This is a genomic window from Streptomyces doebereineriae (assembly GCF_031845645.1).
GTDB lineage: Bacteria > Actinomycetota > Actinomycetes > Streptomycetales > Streptomycetaceae > Streptomyces > Streptomyces canus.
On record NZ_JAVREZ010000178.1, the window covers coordinates 1 to 476 of the forward strand.

A 476-nucleotide genomic window follows, 5' to 3' on the forward strand; every position below is an offset into this window, starting at 1 on the left:
AGATGGGTGATCGCCTGCTGGAGATGGCCTTCCACGCCGGCCCGGGACAGGACCGCGCGATCCTCACCGAGGGTGAACGGGCACTGACCCAGTATCTGCAGGCCTACGCCGCGCCCACCGCCTGATCGGCGGTCCGTTCCTGCTTGGCCAGGGCGAATCGGGCGAGCGTGCCGACAAACCGATCGAGGTCGACGACCCGACGGCACAGGACCGGGCCCGGAACCCAGCGCTCGCCGCGGCGCTCGAGCACCAGAGCCTCGACCGGCTCGCCGAATACCGGGGTCGCCGTCCCCGGGTGGTTCGCACCCCGCCAGTCCTCGACGATGTGCACCTGCAGACGCCGGCCATCGAGCCGGCGCACCCGCACCGATGATGCGGTCACCGAGACGGCGACGACGGTGGTCGGATAGTCGCCGCCGATACCCACCTGGATGACGTCGTCGACGAGCGGAACCGTCAGACAGATCGTTCCGGGT

Annotated in this window: 1 protein-coding gene; it reads right to left on the reverse strand. The window is 70.0% G+C overall.

Annotation, left to right across the window (positions count from 1 at the left end; genetic code table 11):
* Positions 1-103: 103 nt before the first annotated feature.
* On the reverse strand, positions 104-476 hold a 373-nt coding region (locus RNB18_RS51330), incomplete at its 5' end, for a hypothetical protein (protein ID WP_311720970.1).